This window comes from Rhizobium sp. 18065, from assembly GCF_902706095.1.
In the GTDB taxonomy this organism is placed as follows: domain Bacteria; phylum Pseudomonadota; class Alphaproteobacteria; order Rhizobiales; family Rhizobiaceae; genus Allorhizobium.
In genome coordinates this window covers 301,132-319,996 of sequence record NZ_CACSJP010000002.1, presented here as the reverse complement: position 1 = coordinate 319,996, position 18,865 = coordinate 301,132, and the positions used below count along the sequence as shown (strand labels likewise).

Sequence of the window (18,865 nt, the reverse complement as noted above, 5' to 3'; positions counted from 1 at the left end):
CGCTGGCAATCAGCCGAAATCATGCAGGCCGTCGTCCCCCGGTGGGGCGGGAGACGCCGTTACGCCGGCTGTGAGGCTTCCACGACCGCCAAGGCTGCCATATTGACGACGCCACGCGAGGTCACCGAGGTTGACAGGACGTGGGCCGGCATGGCGGCACCCAGAAGGATAGGACCGACATGCAGTGCATCCATCATGGTGCGCATGATGCCAAGCGAGATATTGGCCGCATCGAGGTTCGGGAAGACGAGGATATTGGCCTCGCCCGTCAAGGTGCTATTTGGCATGGCGCGTTTGCGCAGAGCCTCCGACAGGGCCGATCCACCCTGCATTTCGCCATCGACCTCAAGTTCCGGAGCTTCGTGTCGCAGAATTTCCAGCGCGCTGCGCATCTTTGTTGCACTGGCCGACGGGCGCGATCCGAAATTGGAGTGTGACAGCAAGGCAGCTTTCGGCGCAATGCCGAAGCGCCGGATTTCCTCGGCGGCCAGCATGGTCATTTCGGCGATTTCCTCTGCCGACGGATCGTCAGTGACGAAAGTGTCGGTGAAAAAGATCGCGCCACGCTGGGAAATCAGCAGGCTGAGGCCGGAAAAGTCACGAACGCCCGGGCGCTTGCCGATAATCTGGCGGACATCGCGGACATGGCGATCGAACCGGCCTTCGACACCGCAGATCAGTGCATCGGCGTCCCCGCGCTTGACGGCAAGCGCGCCAATTACGGTGGTATTGGTGCGCACGATGGTGCGCGCAGCTTCCGGATTGATGCCGGCGCGGCCGACGATGGCGAAGTAGTCGTCGACATAGTCGCGGTAGCGCGGATCATCTTCCGGATTGACCAACTGGAAGTCGACACCCGGACGGATGCGCAGGCCGTAGCGCTTCAGGCGGGTTTCGATGATTTGCGGGCGGCCGATCAGGATCGGTTCGCCGATACCATCTTCCAAGAGAACCTGGGCGGCGCGCAGGACGCGTTCGTCTTCACCTTCTGCAAAGATCACGCGCTTCTTGGTCGCGGTCTTGGCGGCGGCGAAGATCGGCTTCATGACGAAGCCGGAGCGGAAGACAAAACGGTTCAACTGGTCGAGATAAGTATCATAGTCGGTGATCGGACGGCGGGCGACACCGCTTTCCGCCGCGGCTCGGGCGACAGCCGGCGCAATGCGCAGGATCAGGCGCGGATCGAACGGCGAGGGGATCAGGTAATCGGAACCGAATGTCGGGGTCTCGCCGGTATAGGCTTTTGCGGCAACTTCCGAGACTTCCTCGCGGGCGAGGGCTGCGATGGCACGCACGGCGGCCATCTTCATCTCTTCGTTGATCGTGGTCGCGCCGCAGTCGAGTGCGCCCCTGAAGATATAGGGGAAGCAGAGGACGTTGTTGACCTGATTCGGAAAATCCGAGCGGCCGGTGCAGATCATCGCGTCGGGACGCGCCGCGCGCGCCTCTTCCGGCATGATCTCGGGCTTGGGATTGGCAAGTGCCATGATCAGCGGATTGGCGGCCATCTGCACCAGAAGCTCGGGCTTCAGAACACCTGCGGCTGACAGGCCGAGAAACACGTCTGCGCCATGGATGCTGTCGGCGAGTACACGCTTGTCGCTCTCCTGCGCATAGACTTCCTTCCAGGGATCCATGAGCTCGTTGCGGCCCTTGTAGACGAGGCCTTCAATGTCGTGAACCCAGATGTTCTCACGCTTGGCACCCAGGATGACGAGCAGGTTGAGACAGGCAAGCGCTGCGGCGCCTGCGCCCGAGGCGACGATCTTGACGTCCTTGATCATCTTGCCGGCGAGTTCAAGGCCGTTCAGGATCGCGGCCGCGACGATGATCGCGGTCCCGTGCTGATCGTCATGGAATACCGGGATGTTCATCTTGGCGCGCAACTGGTCCTCGACCTCGAAGCACTCAGGTGCCTTGATATCCTCAAGGTTGATGCCACCGAAGGTCGGCTCGAGTGCCGAGATCGTCGAGACCATCTCATTGACGGTCGGGGCCTCGATTTCGATGTCGAAGACATCAATGCCGGCGAATTTCTTGAACAGGACCGCCTTGCCCTCCATGACCGGCTTGGAGGCGAGCGGGCCGATATTGCCGAGACCGAGAACGGCCGTACCGTTCGAGATCACCGCAACGAGGTTCGAGCGCGCCGTGTAGTCGTCGGCAGCAGCCGGATTTTCCTGAATGGCAAGACAAGGTGCTGCGACGCCCGGCGAATAGGCGAGCGCCAGGTCGCGCTGGTTGCCGAGCGGCTTGGTCGCCTGGATCTCCAGTTTCCCCGGTCGCGGATAGCGATGATAGAAAAGCGCCTGTTCATCGAGGTCCGCAGAGGTGTTGGAGGCTTGCGGCTTGTTCTTGTCCTGGGAATTCATCGGCTCACCGGCAGTTTCTTGAATGGGAAGTGTGGGTTCCTCAATACACGAATTGCCCGCAAGTGGTAGCCGCTAAGTGCGCTGTTCGGTACTGTGTCATCTTCCTGAAACACGAGTCTGGTTAAGCGCTTGATAAAGAGTGCTAGAGGACCGCGACGTGGAAGAAACCAGCGAAATCCGCCAATTCAGGACACTTTTCATCTCGGATGTACATCTCGGTTCGAAAGCGGCCAAAACCGATTTCCTGCTCGATTTCCTGCGGCTGCATGAGGCGGAGACGATCATTCTGGTCGGGGACATCGTCGATGGCTGGCGGTTGAAACGCAGCTGGTACTGGCCGCAGGAATGCAATGATGTCGTGCAGAAACTGCTGCGCAAGGCGCGCAAGGGGACGCGGATCGTCTACATACCCGGCAATCACGACGAGTTCCTGCGCGGGTTTCCGGGCACCCATTTCGGCGGTATCGAGGTCGCCGAACGGATGATCCACGAAACGGCAGACGGCAAGAAATATCTCGTCCTGCATGGCGACGAGTTTGACGTCGTCGTCCGCAATGCCCGACTGCTCGCCTATCTTGGCGACTGGGCCTATGACACAGCGATCGCGATCAACGTGTTTCTGGCGGCCGTGCGGCGTCGTCTTGGCATGCCCTACTGGTCATTTTCCGCCTGGGCAAAGCTGCAGGTCAAACACGCCGTGAATTTTATCGGCGAATTCCAGAAAATTGTTGCTGAAGAGGCGCGCCGCAACGAGGTCGATGGCGTGATCTGCGGTCATATCCATCACGCGGTCATGGAAGACATCGATGGCATCCACTACGTCAACACCGGCGACTGGGTGGAAAGCTGCACGGCAATCGTCGAGCATCATGACGGTCGATTCGAGCTGATTTCCTGGGCGCACAAGATTGGTGAAGCCGCGGCTATCAAGCGGATCGCATCACCAATGGTGCCGATTTCGTTGCCGGTGCTGGTCGATATGGCCGAAGCTGAAGGCGTGCGCGCAGCCTGACTAAAGCTGGCAGCGGTGCGGGAAGGCGACAGCGCCCCAGATTCCATTTATGAAGTTGCGTTTAATTCCCCGTTAAGGATTACATCGTCAACCACGATCGTTATAGTACACGTCAGTTCGTGTGATTTGCGTGGGCGGGATTCGCTTCGACCCCGCAAGTGTGGAAGTTGTCGCCCCCTTGAAGTCGGTCCAGCCTGAAATTGCCCGTATCACGATCGACGACCTGGCAGACGGTCGCGGGCGCATCATTCGGCTTGCCGGCAACTGGAAGAACACCAGCCTCAGCGCCATGGTCAAAAGTGCCGGCAGCCTCGTGGACGACAAGTCCGGGGTTGCCGAAACCGTGGATCTCGACAGTGTTCTCAGCATGGACACAGCCGGTGCGTGGCTTGTTCGACGTTTTGTCGCACAGCGTCAGGCTGACGGCCGCAGCATTTCGATTGAGGGCGGTACGCCCGAAATGCGTGAGTTGATCAATGCGCTTCCCGAGCGCGTTCATCCCCCGGAAAAGACGCGCAGCGACAGCACCCTGTTCGAAACCATCTTCGCGCCTGTGGGGAAACTGACGATCAGTCTCTGGGAAGATTTCGTCGCGATGATGTTCGTACTCGGTTCTGCCGTGCGCGGTGCACAGACGAAGTTCGGACGTGGAAGCGGGGTGTCTCCGGCATCGGTGGTCAACCAGCTTGACCACATGGGCGTTCGCGCCATGCCGATCATCGTCCTGATGTCGTTCCTGATCGGCGCCATCATTGCGCAACAGGGCGCGTTCCAGCTCCGCTATTTCGGTGCGGAAGTGTTTGTCGTCGATCTGGTCGGTATTCTGCAACTGCGTGAAATCGGCGTCCTGTTGACCGCCATCATGATCGCCGGCCGCTCCGGAAGCGCCATTACAGCCGAAATCGGCTCGATGAAGATGCGTGAGGAAATCGATGCGCTGAAGGTCATCGGTCTCAATCCGATCGGTGTTCTGGTGTTCCCGCGGCTTGTTGCCCTGACCATCGCGCTGCCGCTTCTGACGATCGTTGCGAATTTCTCCGCTCTTTATGGTGCGGCCGTGGTCGCCTGGGCTTATTCGGGCATAACCTTCGACGTCTTCATCACGCGCCTGCATGATGCCGTGGATTACTCGACGCTTGCGTCCGGCATGATCAAGGCGCCGTTCATGGCGCTGATCATCGGCATCGTTGCCGCAGTCGAAGGCATGAAGGTCGGAGGCAGTGCGGAATCGCTCGGCCGCCACGTTACTGCCGCCGTGGTCAAATCCATCTTTGTCGTCATTCTCGTAGACGGGCTGTTTGCCATCTTCTACGCGGCCATCGATTTCTGAGGGCGCGGATGGAAGAGAAGACAAAGACGATGATGAAAGACCGGGAAACGATCCTTTCCGTCAAGGGGCTGACCGTTGCCTTCGGCGACAATGTCGTTCTCGACGAGCTCGATCTGGATATCTACCGGGGCGAGATCCTCGGGTTCGTCGGTGCGTCGGGTGCCGGCAAGTCCGTTCTGATGCGAACCGTCCTCAGGTTGCTGCCGCGCCGTTCGGGCAAGATCGAGATCCTTGGCGCCGACTACGACGAGGTCGACGAGCGCGAGCGGACGATGCTCGATACGCGGCTGGGCGTGCTTTTCCAGCATGGCGCCCTATTTTCTGCCTTGACCGTCAAGGAGAATATCCAGTTGCCGATGCGTGAATACCTTGATCTGCCGCAATGGCTGATGGACGAGCTTGCCTATCTGAAGATCGAACTCGTCGGTTTGCATCCGGACGCTGCGGACAAATACCCTTCCGAACTGTCGGGCGGCATGATCAAGCGCGCTGCTCTTGCCCGCGCGCTCGCCCTCGATCCCGATCTTGTCTTTCTCGACGAGCCCACCTCCGGTCTCGACCCGATTGGTGCTGCCGAATTCGACGATCTGATTGCCCGGTTGCGCGATACGCTGGGATTGACCGTCTATATGGTCACCCACGATCTCGACAGCCTGTTCTCGGTCTGCGACCGTATCGCGGTGCTGGGGCAGAAGAAGGTGCTGGTCGAAGGTACGCTTGACGACATGCTTGCCTATGACGATCCGTGGGTGAAATCCTATTTCAAGGGCAAGCGGGCCCGCTCCATTCCTCGGCCGGAATCGTCCGGCGTGCATCCGGTAGAGTGACTGATACATGGAAACCAAAGCCAACTACGCCCTCGTCGGCTTTTTCACCCTGATGGTCATCGGAGCTGCGTTCGGTTTCGTCTACTGGATGGCGGAATACGGCCGTGGCGGGCCGGTAGCACCGCTTGCCATTCGCATTCCAGGCTCGGCCAACGGCCTGAGCATCGGTTCGCCGGTGCGCTTCAACGGCATCGCCGTCGGGTCTGTCCGCAATCTCTATATCGACAATGATGACCCGCAGTTCTCGGTGGCATTTACCGAAGTTCGCGCCGATGCGCCTGTGACCTCTTCCACAAAGGCGGTTCTGGAAATCCAGGGCCTGACCGGGGCTGCCTATATCGAGCTTTCCGGCGGAACCTCCGACGACAAGGAAAATATCCTTGCAAAGGCGATGGCGACGGGAGAGCCGGCTGTGCTGATGGCGGATCAGTCGAGCGTGACAAACCTGCTTTCCACCGCCGACAAGATCCTGCAGCGGGCCAATGATGCCATTGGTGAATTGCAGGGCTTCATCGGCGATGCGCGCGCGCCTTTGACCAATACGGTGAAGAATGCCGAGGTGTTCTCCAAATCGCTGGCCGACAATGCCAAGGGCATCGACCAGTTCCTGAAAAGTGTGAGCGCGTTGTCCGATTCCGTGTCGGGCCTTTCGGGTCGACTGGACTCGACCCTTGGTGCCGCCGAAGACCTGTTCAAGGCGCTTAATTCGGAGAAGATCGACAAGATCCTGACCAATACCGAACGGGCGACGGCGAGCATTGCCAGTGCATCTGACCGGGTCGGTCCGGCCATCGACAGTTTCAAGCAGACAGCAGAAACCTTCCAGCGCTTCGGCAGCAATGCCGACCTGACCTTACAGAAAGTGTCCAAGCTGGTCGATGCAGTCGACAGCCAGAAGGTTGGCAAGGTCGTGGACGATGTTTCTGTCGCATCAGCGGATGCACGTGCCGCGATTGCCGGGTTCAAGGACCTTTCTGTCAGCATCACCGGTCGCAAGGATGACATCAACAAGGCGATCGACGACTTTACCCAACTCGCCAATCGTTTGAACAACGCCTCTGCACAGGTGGACGGCATTCTGAAGAAGGTCGACGGATTCCTCGGTTCCGACGATACCAATTCGCTGAGTGCAGAAGCGCGAAAGACGCTGGAACAGATCCGCCTGACGGCCGAAAACCTGAATGCCCGGATCGGACCAATTGCGGAGAACTTGCAACGCTTCTCCAGCACCGGTCTGCGTGACATCCAGACACTGGTCAACGATACGCGCCAGACGGTGCGCGGCCTGAACGATGCGATTACCAATTTCGACAACGACCCGCAGCGATTGATCTTCGGCGGTGACTCGGTCAAGCAGTTTGACGGGCGGACACGCCGATGACGGATCAACACCGGAAGGGATATGACAGCATGACTATGTCCGGCTTGGGAGGTGCGGCGCGCGACAGGCGTGTACGGATGCTCGGCGCAGTGTTCTTGCCGATGCTGCTTACCGGTCTGTCGGGCTGCGCTTCCAAGGCGCCAAACGATACCTTCGATCTGTCGGCAAGTGCTGTCGTTTCAACGAAGGCTTCAGCCAAGAACAGGCAATTGCTCATCGCCGATCCGACGGCGCTCAAGGCGGTCGACAGCGAGCAGATCCTGGTGCGCGTGTCCAACTCCGAGATCCGTTATCTCTCCAAGTCGCAGTGGAGCGACAAGCTGACACGCATGGTCCAGTCGAAGCTGGTCGAAGCGTTCGAGGATACCGGACGCCTGGGCGGCGTCGGAAAGCCGGGCCAGGGCCTTGCCATCGACTATCAGTTGATCACCGATGTTCGTGCGTTTGAAGTGGCGACCGTCGGCGGAGATCGCGGTGTGGTCGAGATTTCGGCCAAGCTGCTCAATGACCGCAACGGAACGGTTGTTGCGCAGAAGGTCTTCAGAGCAGAGGCGCGCGCGGTCGGCACGAGCAACGAAGCCTATGTCACGGCGATGGATGAGGCCTTTGGTTCGGTCACGGCAGAGATCGTCACCTGGGCGCTTACTGCCATCTGATTTTTCACAGTTTGAGTCAGAAAAGCCCCGGATCCATTTGAGATCCGGGGCTTTTTTGGTTTTCAGATGGGCGAACCGTCTGCCGCCTTTACCGCTATCTTAGCTGAAGCGACCGGCAGCGTGCGCCAGCATTGTGTAGACCTTGCCTGTGTCCGAGGTCAGGTAGGACTGGGTCACGCTCTTGTCGCGATCGGTGCGGGCAACATCGGCCAGCAGCTTTTCAAAATCGGCGATGTAGCGATCGACAGCGACGCGGAATTCCGGTTCGCGGTCATACTTGCGCTTGATCTCGTCAAAGGTCTGCTGACCTTTCAGCGTGTAAAGACGACGGGTGAAGACATCGCGTTCCCCGCGCTGGTAGCGGCGCCAGAGTTCTACCGAGGCGTCGTGGTCGATTGCCCTGGCGATATCGACCGAAAGCGAGTTCAGCGATTCGACCATGTGACGCGGATTGCGGCTGTCGGTCTGGCGTTGGGTGGCCGGTGCTTCCGATGCCGGACGGGCAGGGGCCGCACGTGCCGGCGCTGATGTCGCTCCGGCTGCTGTCTCGTCGCGCGATGCGCCGCGCAGCAGGTCGCTGATCCAGCCGCCGCCTTCGACACGGCTCGCCGGTTGTGCCGGCTGGCCGTAGCTTTCGCCAAGCTCCAGGCTGCCGCGGAGACCGAAGTTTTCGGCGGGGCGGGCAACCGGCTGTGCTTGAGGCGCCGGCACTGGCGCCGGCACTGGCGCCGGAGCAGGTGCTGCGACAGGGGCGCGGCGGACCGGTTCGGGCTGCGCTTCTGCTAGGCGACGGGCGACGGGCTCGGAGATTTCCAACGTCTGGCTGGTGCGACCGACGAGCTGCGAAATATCCTGCAGGGCCTTGATCTGCTCGGCCACGGCTCGGCGCATTGCGGCAGCACTTTCCTTGGCCTCTTCGGGCAGATCGAACGCGCCGCGCTTCAACTCGTTGCGCGTCAGGTCGAGTTCCTTGCGGATATCTGTGGCCGATCGACGGATCTCGTCGGTCGCGCCGGCAAAGCGGGCGACGGCATCGGTCACTGCCTGCTGCATGGCTTCGCGAAGGGCGATGGCGGCACCTTCCGACTTGCGGCCGGCTTCTCCGAGCAGGTGGTCAATGTCGTTCAGGGAGACAGCGAGGCCGCCGCGCAGGCGGTTCGCAAGCTCGCCCGAACGCTTCTCGGCTTCGGTCAGCGTCTTGTCGATGGAGACCTGTGCCTCCTGTTCGGCGGAGAGCAGGGCATTACGCATGTTGGTCGCGGTGACCTGTGCCTTCTTTTCCGTTTCCCCAAGCACCTGTCCGATGTCGGCGAAGGAGGCCTGAACGCTCTCGCGCATGTTGGCTGCCGTCGACTGGGCGCGCTTTTCCGTCTCACCAAGGATCTGGCCGATGTCGGTGAAGGACGCCTGGACACTCTGGCGCAAGTTGCCCGCCATCTGGCCCGAACGCTGTTCGGCGCGGTCGAAGGCAGTCTCGACCATCTTGCCGAGGCTCTGCATGGTGTTTTCAATTTCTTCCGAGCGCTTGACCAGACCGATCGAAAGCTCGCGCAAGGCCTGCTGACGTTCTTCCAGCGTTCCAACCAGATTGGACTGCGCAGCCGAGAGAAGCTCGGATGCCTTGCCTAGTACCTTTGTGTGCTCGCCGAAGCGGCCGACGATCGACGAGACCTGCCCGAGTGTTTCGGTCGAAACCACGGTCAGGCGCTCAAGCTGGCCGTCCAGCAGACGGTTCGACGTGGAGAGGATGTCGGTAGCCTTGCCGGCTGTGTCATTGAAGCGGGCTGCGGTGGCGCCCAGGCGGCTATCCAGCGAGCCGATGCTCTGCACCGCCTGCTCGACGATGGTCGAGATGCCGGAATTGCTTTCGCCCAGACGCTCGATGAGTTGCGACGCACTGGTGACGATTGAGCTTTCCGCAGCACCCAGTGTCGCGGCAGCCCGGTCGGCACGCTCGGTGATCGCACCAAGGATGGCCGCATTTTCGCTGCGTAGGCGCTCGGCGCTCTGTTCAGCCGCAGCGGTGATCTGCTCGGCTGCGGTGCGCCCGGTCTGGGCGTAGGTCGCGATCATCGGGCCGGCCTTTTCGTCGATCAGGCGCGACAGTTCCGCCGATCGGCTCGACAGCATCGAGTTCAACTCGCGGGTCCGGTCGTCGAGAACGGAACGAATGGTGTTGCCGCGCGCCTCAAGTGCCTTCTCGACGGCGTCCATGGTGACTGCCAGTTCCTGCGTGTTGCCGGCAATGGCTTCGCGGATGGCGGCGGTGCGGCCCTCCAGTGTCGAGCCGACGTCCGCCAGGGTGCCGGAGAGGTTGGCGACCTGCGCGCTGACCAAAGCTTCGGCCTGTGAAACCTTGCTGGTGATGGCGTCGCTCGCCTGCGAGACCTTGTTGCTGATCGCATCGCCGGCTTGGGAGAAGGTCTGGGCAACGGCTGCTGCCTGACCCGCAAGGCGGCTCTGCGTGTCTTCGATGCGTCTGGTCAGGTCCTGCGACTGTTCCTCGACGGTGCGGCTCAATTCGGCACTGCGCTCGCCGATCTGTTCGGCAAATTGTGTGCTGGAGGCAGTCATGCGGTCCACCGAGCGCTGTGCTTCTGTGTCGAGATCGCGCGCGGCATCGGCAACGGCGCCACGCAGCGCGGCTGCGAGACCTGCTGCCTTGCCCTCGATGGTGCGATTGACGTTTTCAAGGCCAATGTTGAGCGCGCGGTCCATCGTCGACAGTCGTTCGTCGATCTGGGCGGTCCGGCCTTCGAAGGTTTCGGCGACCTTGGCGGTTCCGTCGTCGAGGATCTGGGCCACACGCGTACTGGCTTCGCTGCCAACGCGCTCGATCGCGGTCACCTTTTCATCAAGGCGGGCCGCAAACTTCTCGCCGGCATCGTTGACGCGAGCGTCAACGCCGTCAAGGCCATTGCGCAGGCGGTCTTCCAGTGTACCCAGGCTAAGTTCGATACGGGTGCTGGTTTCGTCGAGGCGCGAGGTCATGCCGCTGACCGATTGCTCCACCACGCCGGAAAATTCCTGTGCCGAGCGGGTGATATCGCCGGCGGCGTCGCGGATCTGCGAGGTCAGGGAGCCTGCGGTTCCACGCAGACGCTCATCGAGAGCCTTGCTGCTGTCGTCGATCGCGCGACGCAGTGTGCCCTCGTGATCCTCGAGGCTCATTTCCAGCATGCCGGCCGATGCGGCCAGCGATGCGCCGAGCGAGGTCGAGTGCTCGACCAGGCTGTTTTCGAGATCCCCCTGGGCGTCGCGCAATGTCGTTGAAATCGCATTGGTGCGGTCGTCAAGCGTCGAGCGAATGCGCTCATGGGTATCGACGAGCCGGGCGTCGATCTGGCTGACACCCGATGCAATCGTATCGGCGATGCGGTTGGTGTTGTTGCCCAGTGTCTGCGACAGTTCGCTGTTTGCACCCTCCAGCGTGTTGCGCAGGTGGTCGCTTGTTCCAGCAAGCTTGCCGTCGATATCGGTTATGCCGCTCGAAAGCGCCTCGGTGATGTAGCTGGAATGGCGTCCAAGCGTGCGATCCAGCTCTCCACCCGCATCTTCCAGCGCCGAAGCAAGGTAGGCCGTGTGACCAGCGAGCGACAGGTCGAGACGTTGCTGGCTTTCACCATAGGCGCTTCGAACAGATTCCGCCTTTTCGGCAAACGCGGCATCGATGCGTCGATCGGCGTCGGCCACGGCATCAATGATGCCCGAGGCGCGCTCGGTCAGGGTTTCTTCCAGGCGGCGATGTCCGTCGGACAGCGCCTCGACAATGCGGCCGGAATTCTGGCTGAGCGTCCGTTCCAGCGTGCCGCTGGCATCTTCCAGCGTCGAGGCGAGATAAGCTGTGTGACCGGCCAGGGAAAGATCGAGCTTTTCATGGTTTTCACCATAGGCATTGCGGATCGCTTCGGCCTTTTCGGCGAATGCGGCATCGATGCGGCGATCGGCGTCTGCGACCGTGTCGATGATGCCAGAAGCGCGCTCGGACAGGGTCTCGTCCAGACGACGTTGTCCGTCCGACAGGGCCTCGACGATGCGGCCGGAGTTCTGGCCAAGTGTGCGCTCAATCGTGCCGGTTGCGTCTTCCAGCGTCGACGCCAGATATGCCGTGTGCCCAGCCAGAGAAAGATCAAGCTTCTCCTGGTTCTCGCCATAGGCGCTGCGAATTGCATCCGCCTTTTCGGCGAATGCCGCATCGATGCGGCGATCGGCATCGGCGACCGTATCGACGATGTGTGCCGCGCGCTGTGACAGGGCTTCCTCCAGGCTGCGCTGACCGATGGACAGCGTTTCGGCAATATCCTGACTGCGGCTGCTCATTGCGATGTCAAGTTCAAGGCTCTTGGTGCCCAGGGTGTCGGCAATGTCGCGGCTGGCCGCATCGATGGACTGGACAATATTCAGGCTTTGCGAGCCCAGGGTTTCAGCGATGTCGCGACCCTTGATTTCCAGCGTCTCGGCGAGGTGCTGGCTGCCGCTGCTGAGCGCTATGTCAAGTTCGAGGCTCTTGGTGCCGAGCGTATCTGCGATGTCGCGGCTGGCCGCCTCGACGGACTCGACGATGTTCCTGCTTTGCGTTTCGAGCGTATGGGCAATCTCGCGGCTCTTGGTGTCCAGGGTATCGGCAAAGCGATCCTGATTGCTGTTGAGCGCGTTGACGATGAGTTCGGAACGGGTGCTCAGAGTTTCGTCAAAACGTGTCTGGTTGTCGGCAAGGGCCGCGTACAGCGCACCGCCGCGCTCTTCCATGACCTGGTCGATGCGCCTCTGGGCGTTTTCCAGGCTCTCGGTGAGAGCTGCTGCCTTGGCCGACATGGCGTCGGCGATTTCCTGGGCGCGGTCGGCAAGGGCGCTGTCGATCATTTCCTGGCCGGTGCCGAGGGTGGCCGCGAAGGCAAACGACTGATCTGCCAGCGTGGAGCCAAGACGGTCGATGCTCGATGTCAGGATGCCATCGATCGAGTCCGAGCCACCTGTCACGGTCTCGTTGATCCGAGCGAGGCTTTCCATCAGCTTGTTGTCCAACGTGCCCGCACGCTGGTCGAAGGCGCTGGAGAACTCGGCAACGCGCGTGTCGAACGTCGTGTTGATCTGGCCGATTGTCGTGTGGAATCGATCCTCGAACAGTCCGGAACGCAGGTCCAAATCGACAATCGCGTCGTCGGCCGCTGACTTCATGCTCTGTCGGAAGGACTGACCGCGCTCGTCAAGAGAGCCATTGAGCTTGGCGAGAACGTCGTCCAGCGAGGACGTGATGGTGCGTTCTCCACCCTTCAGCGCTTCGGCAATATCGCGGGTGCGCTCGACAAGGGTTTCGTTCAGCTGGCGAGCACGTTCGTTCAGAGCGGCATTCAGCTTTTCGGTATTGGCATCGAGAGTCGAAGCACGGGTTTCGAACTGGCCAAGCAATTCCTTGCCGCGCTGGTTGAGCGTGGAAGACAGATTTGCCAACTGCGTATCGAATTCAGAAGCCAGCGAGATGCCGGAGGCAGCCAGCGTCTGGACCATGTTCTCGGTCTTGTGCGTCAGAAGCGAGCCGAGTGCCGTCACGGCCGCATCCGACCTCTCGGTCAGCGTCGCTGCGCGCGTGTCGATCATGGAGGCGAAGGCTTCGCCGGATGTCTGCAGGCGCACGGAGATTTCCTCCGTCGCCAGCGACAGCTCTTCCTTCAACTGGTCATGTGCGCCGATGATCGACGAGCGGATACGCTCAGCGTGGTTGACGATGGCGTCGCGTTCGGCGCCAAGTTCGTGCACGAGGCCGCGAACGCGCAGTTCGTTGTCAGTGTAGCTGCGCTCAAGCGCGGTCACTTCCGAATGCACCAGCGTTTCAAGTTCGGTCGCGCGAGCAATCGTGCGTTCGATGCCCTCATTCATGGCCGAAACTTCGCGGCGCACGGCCTGGCCGACCGTCATGATGCGTTCGGAGGCGATGGTTTCCGGCTCGGACAGCCTCAGGGCCACTTCAGCCATGGACCGTGCTGCATTGCGCAGGTCATGGGCGCGGGCCATCATGATGGAGAAGGCGAAAAACAGCATGATCGGCACGAGGGTGCCGACAAATATTGCAACAACACCCGGCATTGCGACGATATCGGCAACGGAAGGTGCCTGCCACATCTGGCCGCCGTAAAGCAGCTGTGTCAGTCCGATCGCTCCCAGCACCCAAAGCGCTGAAATGATCGTGGCATTGCGCAGTGCTGCCGGAAGGGATGCGCCGTCAAGCGACTTCAGGATGGCAGCCGGCGTGCGGCGCGATGTGTCGTTGGCCGGCGCGAAGGCGGGGGCCTTGGGAGCCGGCTCGGGTGCTAGCTCGCTTGAGCGTGCGGTACGGCGCTCCTGAGGCTTCTTCGCCGATGCAGGATTTTGAACGGGTTCAGACACGTGGCTCTCCGATGCGCGTGCCGCCGGTCGGACGGGTTTGGTCGCCGGCGCCTCATTGTCGAAATCAATGCTCAGGGCCGCCTCGAGAGCTTGAAAAGCGCTCTCATCAATAGAGTCGGACTTCTTGTTCGCCATAGGGTTACGCCTCGTTACCGCTACTCTCGGCAGTTCGATCCAAGGGCACTACGCCGCCTGCATTCGAGCCCTGGTCAGACTGCCTTACTTTAGGATCCTCGTCTGCCGCCACGCCAGCCGAAAATCCCTTTGAATTTCATCGTCGGAGCAGCCTGTCATCATGACATTCGCGATGTGTTTTAGCACTATCCGACATTGGGGCAAAGAATTCCGCCTTTAGCCCAGTCAACCGTATCGTAGTGACACATTCGGGCTTCCGATACAATTAATGGCCCGGACGGCGGTTAATGCGGTTTTCGGTTGTTAACAGTATTTAAACCAATGAAGCTCGTGAAAAGCCAATGTCCGTCAGGGTTTAACGCGCGTTAACCATAGCGCGAAGTTTTCCCTGCCAACGAGTCTCATTTTAACGCAATTGCCATCGGCGCCGGAGAGACTGCTGCTCATAAATAACAAGAAAAGAAGGAATATGGCTATGGCAGCCGTAAACGTCGCGTTCGAAGCTCCGGAAAACTTTGGCGGGCTCTGCCCCTCGCAGCAGCGTCCCGTCGACCTTGTTCATCTGGCCACCCAGACAAAGGGCGACCGGGCTGTCGAGATCGAAATCCTGCAGATGTTCGCTCGCCAGGCACGCGGCTGTCTACTGGCACTGGCCAGCGATCGCGACACGCTGCAGGTCAAGGCAGCCGCACAGCGGCTGAGAAATGCCGCCATGGCGGTTGGCGCACTTCGAGTTGCCGGTGCAGCTGACCTGATCGAAACAAAGGGGGCGACCATCGATTCGGTCGCGTCGGTAAGTGCCGCCGTTCTTGAGGCCGAGCACTTCATCCTCAAGCTCGCTCGCTAAGCAGGGCAGGGCACGCGAAGGACGGGCGGCGACTGACGCCGTCCTTCGAGTTGACTTCTTTTCTTCGAGTTGACTGGTGTTTCGATTTGTTAGATGACTTCGCGGATTTTTTTGGCGAAGCATGGACACAGAACACATGGCAAATATCAGCATCATCGCCTTTGACGGCACGCGCTTCGACATCGCGGCCGCAGATGGCTCTACAGTCATGGAAAATGCCGTGCGCAATTCCGTTCCGGGCATCGACGCGGAATGTGGCGGCGCCTGCGCTTGTGCCACCTGTCATGTCTATGTCGATGATGCATGGACCGACAAGGTCGGTGCACCGTCGGCCATGGAGGAAGACATGCTCGACTTCGCAGTTGATGTGAAGCCAAGCTCGCGACTGAGCTGTCAGATCAAGATCGTTGCCGCACTTGACGGCCTTGTGGTGCATGTTCCCGAACGCCAGGGGTGATAGAACCGATCCTGCGCGCTCAAAAAAAAGCCCCGCTCTCGCGGAGCGAGGAGCGGGGCAAGGGGGCGCATCGCCAAGCAGGCGAGGGAGGAAACACCTGTGGCACCAGGACGCGCCGGGAGAACTGGCAAATCGGAAAACGCTTAATCAACGTTTGCTGATGACAGGTATATTTCAGATTCTTATCAAGTGCCACGCCGAGAAATAGCCGGTTATTCACAGGTGCGGGCGCAAGTTTCGAGCAAGATGTGTCCTTGCTGCATTAGTGACCTGTAATTTTTAGTGGGTTATTTCCGCGATAACGCTTAGTCCTGACTTACCCTGCCGCTTTTGTAGCGAAGGATGCGCGCCATCCTGTTCTGGAAATTCTTTGCCTCTATGCGGTCGAACTTCATCTGCGCCTCGTCATGCGCCAGCGTGATGCGATCGGTGACTTCGGCGACCTTGTCCTGCATCTTGTCGCAGTTGTCCTGCGTCGGAAGTCTCTTCAACGCTTTTTCCAGGTCGCGTGCATATTGCCGGGCAATTTCCGCGTGGCGTTCCTCGTGACGCTTGATGTCAGCCGAAAGGGCATCCCAGATGAAGCCGAGTTCTTTCGTCGCGCGCTTTCGGTTCTTCCAGCGTGGCAGGATGATCTTGGTGTCCAGGGTGACACGGGCATCCTCGATGGCACAGCGCTCGCCTTTGCGTATATAGGTCAGGTCGCCGCCGAAGCGGATCTGGGTGGCGCCCGGATGTCGGTTTCCCGTCATCTGGGTCATCGGTCCCTTGCGCGTCAGTTCTTCGTCGATCTCAGCCGCAGTCTTGCCGCCAATATGGAAATAGCTTGTCGATTTGCGAACGATCGTTTCGGAGCGCGCTGTGCCTGCGGAGACAGAAACGATGGCTGCGGCGACTGCGGTTGCCCAAAAACGGCAAGCATTTGACATTATCATTTTCCGCAATCTACTGAGCCGCAATGTTGAATTCGCTGCGCCCTTGGGGCATAGCCAAACCGCGAGCATTATTGCAGCTTCGCGGATTTCCGTCGAGAGGACAGTTGAACGTGACCACCGGCAATCGAAGCATCTGGCGCGTTGCCCATGGTCGGGATATCGACCTTTCGGCGCGCGGCGCACTGATGGCCATCATCAATGTCACGCCGGATTCGTTTTCCGACGGTGGATTGCATGCGACGACCGACAAGGCGATCGCCCATGCGCTAGCCTGTGTCGAGGCCGGTTCCGACATTCTCGATATCGGCGGTGAATCGACGCGTCCGGGCGCCGCTCATGTGACGGCTGAGGAAGAACTGGCGCGGGTCGTTCCGGTGATCGAGGCACTTGCCGCACGCACGGATGTTTTGCTGTCGATCGACACCTACCGTGCCGCGACTGCCCGCGCCGCGATCGCTGCGGGCGCCCACATCATCAATGACGTGCACGGACTGCAGCGGGAACCGGACATCGCCTCGGTTGCGGCAGACAGCGGGGCCGGGCTTTGTATCATGCATACGGGCCGCGGGCGCGAGACGCTTTCCGACGTCATCGAGGACCAGATTTTCTTCCTGGCGCAGTCGCTGGACATCGCGCGGGCTGCGGGAGTTCCTCCAGAGGCGATCACACTCGACCCCGGTTTCGGTTTTGCCAAGGAGACGGCTGAGGAGAACGTCGAATTGATGGTGCGTTTCGAGGAATTGCATCGGTTCGGTCTGCCGCTTCTCGCCGGAACCTCGCGCAAGCGATTTCTGGGAACCCTGACCGGGCGCGATGCCGCAGAGCGGGATGCAGCGACGGCTGCAACCACGGTTGCCCTGCGTCTCAAGGGGGCGGCCGTATTCAGGGTCCATAATGTCGCGATCAACCGCGACGCACTGGCCGTCGCCGATGCAATGCTTGCGGTACAAAAGCGGCTTGCCGAAGGAACGAAGTCATGAGCGCTATCTTCACCATTACCCTGAAAAATTGCGCCTTCTTCGCACATCATGGCGTATTTGCCGAAGAGGGTGTTCTTGGGCAGCGTTTCTACGTCGATGCGGAGTTCGATGTGGATGCCGGCGAGGCCGCTGCCCAGGACAGACTTGAGGGCACGGTCCATTATGGCATCGCATTCGAGGTCATCGAAGCCATCGTTACGGGCCCTCGCGTCATGTTGATCGAGGCGCTGGCGCTGGCGATTGCCAAGGCTTTGCTGGCGCGGTTTCCCGAAATCCTGCGAACGCGCATCACGGTGCGCAAGCCCAGCGCGCCAATCGCTGGCATTCTCGACTATGTACAGGTGAGCGTTGAACAATTCAGATAAGTTTGGGTGGCGTCATGCAACCCTTGGGCTTGGCGGCAATATCGGCGATCCGGTTTCAGCCATGGCTGCGGCTCTGCGGCGTCTCGATGGTCGCGCCGATTGTCGCGTGACCGCCGTGTCGCGGCTGTACCGGACACCGCCTTGGGGGAAAGTCGATCAGGCGGATTTCTACAATTGTTGTGCGGTTATCGAAACCACGCTTGCGCCGGAACCATTGCTGGACGCCTGCCTCGACATTGAGCGGGACATGAAGCGTGTCCGCAACGAGCGCTGGGGACCGCGCACAATCGATATCGACATACTGACCTATGACAATACCAGCGTCGATGGCGAACACCTGAAGATCCCGCATCCCCGCATGACGGAGCGCGGCTTCGTGTTGATGCCGCTTGCCGATATCGCCCCGAACCTGACTGTCAGGGGGGCGTCGATTGCCGACTGGCTGAGCCAGAGCGATTGCAGCGGTATCGAGATCGCAAATGAAAACCGCGCCTGGTGGCGCGGCTGATCAGAACGACTGGCAGGATGGGTTTCTGTTTGGCCGTTACTCGCTGGCGGCCGTTACGGCCATTGCATCGGCCTGACGGTTCAGCTTCAGTCCGATGACCGGGATCAGGCGATCCTCGACCTTGACCGAAATGGTAATGTTCATCGCATCGTCTTTTTCGATACGGGCGACCATCGCACCATTCAACTTCTTGCGGTTGATGCCCATGACCGCACGGTTTCCGGTGACCGTTCCGGACACGATGTCCATGCCTTTGCCGTCCGCACCGTCAAGAAATTGGCCTTTGTAGGTGCTGCCTGCCTGCGAAATGAAAGCGGACATCGGCTGGCTGAATACGCCGACGCGGCAGGTGCCATCGAGCTTCATTCCCGGCTCCTTGCCGTCTGCAGACAGGCCGGTCAGATTACAGGTGAACTTGGTGCCCTTGTATTTGCCGGCAACAATTTCGCCCGGGCCTTTCCAGACGCCGGCGACCTGCTCAAAGAAGCGCTTGTCGCGCGAAGCTGCGTCCGCAACGGTTGCGGGTAGAAGTGCTGCAGCGGCCAGAATGACGGCGCTGCGGCCGAGCGACGAGAAGATGCGAGAAGACATCGATTTACCTTGGTACGAGAAACCAGAAAACCCGCAGTCAACTTAGCGCGGTATTGGTTAATGCATCCTTGCAATTAACCTTAAA

14 protein-coding genes are annotated in these 18,865 nt (G+C 60.2%); 10 read left to right on the top strand and 4 right to left on the bottom strand.

The annotated features are described in order from the left end of the window. Positions 1-59: 59 nt before the first annotated feature. Entirely contained in the window at positions 60-2,372 is a 2,313-nt protein-coding gene (locus tag GVK95_RS07345; RefSeq protein WP_159948059.1) for an NADP-dependent malic enzyme, read from the bottom strand. Positions 2,373-2,529: 157 nt separating this feature from the next. On the opposite strand from GVK95_RS07345, the gene GVK95_RS07340 reads away from it, so the two are divergent. The 5 genes from GVK95_RS07340 (at position 2,530) to GVK95_RS07320 (ending at position 7,578) form a co-directional block, all read left to right on the top strand. Further along, positions 2,530-3,384, top strand: a complete 855-nt coding sequence (locus GVK95_RS07340; RefSeq protein WP_159948057.1) for a UDP-2,3-diacylglucosamine diphosphatase — start codon at positions 2,530-2,532, stop codon at positions 3,382-3,384. 178 nt (positions 3,385-3,562) lie between these two features. Beyond that, positions 3,563-4,714: an ABC transporter permease gene (locus GVK95_RS07335; protein ID WP_159948605.1), complete on the top strand. Its 1,152-nt coding sequence runs from the start codon at positions 3,563-3,565 to the stop codon at positions 4,712-4,714. An 8-nt stretch (positions 4,715-4,722) separates the two neighbouring features. Then, a complete protein-coding gene (locus GVK95_RS07330; RefSeq protein WP_159948055.1) occupies positions 4,723-5,541 on the top strand; it encodes an ABC transporter ATP-binding protein in 819 nt (272 codons plus the stop codon). A gap of 7 nt (positions 5,542-5,548) precedes the next feature. After that, positions 5,549-6,922 carry an MlaD family protein gene (locus GVK95_RS07325; RefSeq protein WP_159948053.1) on the top strand — a complete coding sequence of 458 codons (1,374 nt, stop codon included), beginning with the start codon at positions 5,549-5,551 and terminating at the stop codon, positions 6,920-6,922. Between the two features lie 77 nt (positions 6,923-6,999). After that, positions 7,000-7,578: an ABC-type transport auxiliary lipoprotein family protein gene (locus GVK95_RS07320; RefSeq protein ID WP_200844244.1), complete on the top strand. Its 579-nt coding sequence runs from the start codon at positions 7,000-7,002 to the stop codon at positions 7,576-7,578. A 99-nt stretch (positions 7,579-7,677) separates the two neighbouring features. On the opposite strand, the gene GVK95_RS07315 is transcribed toward GVK95_RS07320, so the two are convergent. Next, on the bottom strand, positions 7,678-14,097 hold the full coding sequence (locus GVK95_RS07315) for a hypothetical protein (RefSeq protein WP_159948049.1): 6,420 nt from the start codon (positions 14,095-14,097) through the stop codon (positions 7,678-7,680). 469 nt (positions 14,098-14,566) lie between these two features. Here GVK95_RS07315 and GVK95_RS07310 point away from each other — a divergent pair, with 469 nt between their 5' ends. Continuing rightward, positions 14,567-14,944, top strand: coding sequence for an Hpt domain-containing protein (locus tag GVK95_RS07310; protein WP_200844234.1), 378 nt, complete (start codon positions 14,567-14,569; stop codon positions 14,942-14,944). Positions 14,945-15,080: 136 nt separating this feature from the next. Then, positions 15,081-15,401 (top strand): 2Fe-2S iron-sulfur cluster-binding protein, encoded by a 321-nt coding sequence (locus GVK95_RS07305; protein WP_159948045.1) that lies wholly within the window; start codon positions 15,081-15,083, stop codon positions 15,399-15,401. Between the two features lie 305 nt (positions 15,402-15,706). Here the strand turns inward: GVK95_RS07305 and GVK95_RS07300 are convergent, their stop codons facing one another. Beyond that, positions 15,707-16,330, bottom strand: coding sequence for a DUF922 domain-containing protein (locus tag GVK95_RS07300; RefSeq protein ID WP_159948043.1), 624 nt, complete (start codon positions 16,328-16,330; stop codon positions 15,707-15,709). Positions 16,331-16,521: 191 nt separating this feature from the next. Between GVK95_RS07300 and folP the strand changes: the two genes are divergently transcribed. From folP to folK, 3 genes are all read left to right on the top strand, one after another. After that, complete coding sequence (gene folP, locus GVK95_RS07295) at positions 16,522-17,316, top strand: dihydropteroate synthase (RefSeq protein ID WP_244618704.1); 795 nt, start codon at positions 16,522-16,524, stop codon at positions 17,314-17,316. A 5-nt stretch (positions 17,317-17,321) separates the two neighbouring features. Further along, complete coding sequence (gene folB, locus GVK95_RS07290) at positions 17,322-17,681, top strand: dihydroneopterin aldolase (RefSeq protein ID WP_200844243.1); 360 nt, start codon at positions 17,322-17,324, stop codon at positions 17,679-17,681. Positions 17,682-17,742: 61 nt separating this feature from the next. Further along, positions 17,743-18,189: a 2-amino-4-hydroxy-6-hydroxymethyldihydropteridine diphosphokinase gene (gene folK / locus GVK95_RS07285; RefSeq protein ID WP_159948603.1), complete on the top strand. Its 447-nt coding sequence runs from the start codon at positions 17,743-17,745 to the stop codon at positions 18,187-18,189. A gap of 36 nt (positions 18,190-18,225) precedes the next feature. Here folK and GVK95_RS07280 read toward each other — a convergent pair whose 3' ends face one another. Next, positions 18,226-18,780 (bottom strand): hypothetical protein, encoded by a 555-nt coding sequence (locus tag GVK95_RS07280; RefSeq protein ID WP_159948037.1) that lies wholly within the window; start codon positions 18,778-18,780, stop codon positions 18,226-18,228. Positions 18,781-18,865: the final 85 nt, after the last annotated feature.